This window comes from Vaccinium witches'-broom phytoplasma str. VAC (assembly GCF_000309405.1).
Taxonomy (GTDB): Bacteria; Bacillota_I; Bacilli_A; order Acholeplasmatales; family Acholeplasmataceae; genus Phytoplasma.
The window spans coordinates 1-3912 of sequence record NZ_AKIN01000148.1 but is presented as its reverse complement, the minus strand read 5'-3'; the positions used below and the strand labels follow the sequence as shown (position 1 = coordinate 3912).

General features: G+C 27.0%; 3 protein-coding genes and 1 pseudogene. 1 reads left to right on the top strand and 3 read right to left on the bottom strand.

The window, feature by feature from the left end; all coding sequences use genetic code 11:
• Nucleotides 1-713 precede the first annotated feature (713 nt).
• From RI68_RS04335 to RI68_RS04470, 3 genes and pseudogenes are all read right to left on the bottom strand, one after another.
• Nucleotides 714-1604, bottom strand: coding sequence for a DUF2963 domain-containing protein (locus RI68_RS04335; RefSeq protein WP_261974287.1), 891 nt, complete (start codon nt 1602-1604; stop codon nt 714-716).
• 94 nt (nt 1605-1698) lie between these two features.
• Nucleotides 1699-1857, bottom strand: coding sequence for a hypothetical protein (locus tag RI68_RS03950; RefSeq protein WP_017193678.1), 159 nt, complete (start codon nt 1855-1857; stop codon nt 1699-1701).
• A 400-nt stretch (nt 1858-2257) separates the two neighbouring features.
• A pseudogene (locus RI68_RS04470) lies at nt 2258-2449 on the bottom strand (DUF2963 domain-containing protein); the annotation flags it as partial.
• Nucleotides 2450-3294: 845 nt separating this feature from the next.
• Between RI68_RS04470 and RI68_RS03945 the strand changes: the two are divergent.
• Nucleotides 3295-3450, top strand: a complete 156-nt coding sequence (locus tag RI68_RS03945; RefSeq protein WP_161598275.1) for a hypothetical protein — start codon at nt 3295-3297, stop codon at nt 3448-3450.
• The last annotated feature ends 462 nt before the right edge of the window (nt 3451-3912 follow it).

Here is a 3912-nt window from a genome sequence, read left to right as displayed (position 1 = left end):
ATAAATAGAAAAAAATTATTACTTAATGTATATTTCCCGCAACCAAAAAATAAATAATTTTAACTTTCTTTCGAACTTATCACCTACTCTATACTTGAGCCCATGAACTTAACCATGTTTTGTCCTATATTCTAGGAGGCTTTTAGGAAAATCCAAGTTATTCTTATTTGCTACGTGATTACTTTAGGTACGATGATGACCTTGGCTTTCGCTAATTAAAGATTAGATAGGCAAACAACATTCAGCTAGGTAGGTCAAGAAGTTGATATTGAAATCAGAAAACTTTATTACTAAGGTTTGATAATTGAATTAGTCTCTATACTAACTATTTCCTTCCTCCTTGCAAACCGTTATCAGTTCCTTTCGGTTTGGATATATAATTGCTCCATTTATTGTGTTTAGGTCCGTTGCAAGACTTCTCCTTGGAATTCTTTCTTCTTGAGATATCATCTTGGACATGAACTCCTCCTCAATTCGCTTTTATCTTCTACTGTAATCCCCTATTCTTTAGTTTAGGAGACCGAGAATATGAAGTACGCTATTTTATCAAGCGTTGTATTTCGTTAAAATACTGCAAATAAGGCCTCTTTGGCGCTCATTTTATTTCGCTGTGATACTTCCTTTTCTTTTTTAACAAATAAAAAACCACATTAAGTGGTTTATTTAGTTATTTGTTGATTTTCTTTGAATAGGAGTCTAAACAATCAATCTCGCTAATTTTTGGTTAGTTCTTCTCCTTTGGAATCATATTCATAGATACAATTAATGGTTTTACCATCAGATTGATATTGAGTTGTTTTGGTTAGTTTTTCATCGGAATCATATTCGTAGATACAATTAATGGTTTTACCATCAGATTTATAAAAAGTTGTTTTAATTATTTTTTCATTGGAATCATATTCGTATTTTTCGATGTAATCAATTGTTTTATCATCAGATTTATAAATAACTCTTTTTAATATTGGTTCTGGAAATTCATCAGTATTGTAAACTTTGGCATAAGCTTTTTGAATATCTTCAATAGTAATCTTAACGGAATTACCTCTATTTGTATTCGAAATATTGATAGCTCTCTCATTGACTCTTGTAATAACTTTTAAAAAGTTTTCTAAAACTCTATTAGATTTTATTTCTTTTTCTCTTGAAAGTAATAATTCATTTAATTTGTTATTAATATCTTCAACTAAATAATTTTTGGCTTTTTCTGAATATTCATTACCTCTTTTTTTAATCATAAATTCTAAAAAATCTTTATGATCTTTAAAATCGCCAACTTTAACTTCTATTTTATAATCAAATCTTGATTTAATAGCTTCATCTAATTTTCTGAAAGTGATTTTAGTTGCTGCGATAATAAAAACAGGATGGTTAACATCATTTTCATTTGAAGTTAATTCGGTTTTGAATTGATTAACAACATTTTTTGCTGTATCCGAATTAGCTTCCAAACTACCTAAATCTGTAAAAATCGTGTCACATTGATCAAGAAAAATTAATAACTCCATTATTTTATTTTTTTGTGCTTCTTTTTTCACTGATTTGAATAAATTAATTACCAAATCTTTTTCGACTCCTTTGTATTTTTGGAAAAATAAAGAAGAAATGTCAAAATGATTTGCTTTTTCTATTTGTTGAATTTTGTTTTCGGTTGGTTGTGATAATTTTTGAAAATCTTTTTTAATCTTTATTATTTCATGATTAGTTTTTTTTCATTGACTCTTTGATATTTGTTGTTATTTTCCAATTAAAAAAAGATACCAATGATAATAAAATAAATAATAAAAATAAAAAGATAGAAATGACAGTTTTTTTTTTTTTTTGTAAAGGTTTTGATTTTTTCATTTTATTTTCTCCCATTTTGACTTCTCCTTTTTAAGTAAGATTTTTTGATTTGTTTATTTATTTTTCATTTTTTTTATTTGACAATTTTTTCTTTTTATAAATAAACTGTTATTCAATACACTGTATTTTAATACAGTTTATTTATTTTAAGGATTTTGGATTAACAATTTGTTTTAGTTTTTAAGAGTTTTCGTTATTGCTTGTTGCATAGCTACAATTTTAACTAAAAAATATAAGAAGATATTAAACATCTATTGTTAAACCTTTTTCGTAACCTTTGTTCTATAATTTTCAGCATAGCATGTTTAAAGATAATATTTATTTTTTTTTTCTGCATTCTGTATAATGAAATTTAGTTTACTGACTTAATTTTTCCATGACCATTAATACTTTCGTTGATGATTAAAAGGCCATATTATTTACAAATTTTAGAAAATATTTTATGAATAAAAACAATAACAACGTGAAACCAAATTTTTGCACTGTCGTCATTATGACCGTATTCCTCGATGTCATCAATGGTTTTGCAATCAGATTTGTAATGATTTGTTGTGATTAGTTCTTCTCCGTTGGAATCGTATTCACTGATTAAATCAATAATTTTGCCGTCTTCTTGGAAAAAAAGTTGTTTTAGTTAGTTTTATGTTGGAATTTTTTTCTTCGATGCAATCAAAAAACTGATTATTTTTGTTAATTTAGTCATGAGTTTTTCTTCCTTTCTATATTATTTTTATTTTAGGCATTTTTACAACTTACTTAGGTTAAGGTTAATGAAGTGTTTGACCTTTTGATAGTTTGGGATTTATTTTGTTTATTAATTTCATATATTTTTTATCAAATGACAAAATGTTTTTATAAGCATTTAATCCATAAATTTTAACAATTCATCAACACCTTTACATTCGGTATATAGGGATAAATCAGATGCGTTTCAGTTATATCAGAGCTTTGTATTTCCTAACTTTATTACAAATTGGTCTCCCTCCAAACCGTGCAAGCAAGTTTCCAAGCGCACGGTTTTCAGCAAAGCGCCTTTCATACTTTGGTTAGCTTCTTTGACCCTGTAAGGGTTGTTTTCCCTCTCCGTGGTCAGTCCGATTATCTTAATTATTCCAAATTAAGTTTTGCTTTGATACAACTTACTATGCCAGCCTCTTTGCTCTTGTGTCTATTAGGCTTTTTATTCCCTAATATAATATAGCTTTTAGGATTCTCAAATGTCCGTATATATTGCGCCTTAACTCACTTAGGTGCGATAATGCTACCGAATTTTGGTAGAACATATTTGAATTCGCGATGTTCTCGCTACTCGTGATAATATCTAAATATTTCCCCGATTTATTTTATATTAGATGTAATTCAAACTAATCGGATTCCTTAATAACTTGCTGACTTAGACTTCATTCTTGCTATGTTTTCTTTTTCGCTTAGCGTTCTCTGACCTTCGTCCGTATGAGTTATCGTCGTCTTGCGATAACTTCTTGGTTAATTATTTCGCCTCATTCTGCTTTCGTGTCTGCTGTAATTATTATTTCTTTCGATTTAAGAACCGACGGTATTTCTAATTTTACCGTGATATTACGCAATTATTACCTGTGTAGTAATTAGTTATATTGCACCATTATAGCGTTTATTTTTGTGCCCTGTTGCAAACGATAACTTTGATTATTATGTAACCTATTAGCGCCAACGATAAATTTGTTTGATATTTTTAATATCGAATGTCTTTTTAATAGCTCATTCTGACGCATCCTTTATTTTTGATCGCAAAAAAATTGTATTTTCATTTCAAAGGAATAAATTTTTTTTAAATCTCTTAATTCCTTAGATTTTAATTGATATTTGTCGTTTAATTCTTTATATTTAATTACCAAAAAAATTATAGCCATAATCAAAAATAAAATAAAAATGTTTATTGAAACCATTATCCATTTTTATATAAAACTCCTTTTTTAATTATATTAAAGTGTTTCTAAGAACTCTAAAATTAGAAAAAACAATAGAAAACCTCAATTTATTCTAAAAAATTTACTTTTTATAAATTTAAATTATTTATTAATTAATTTTATA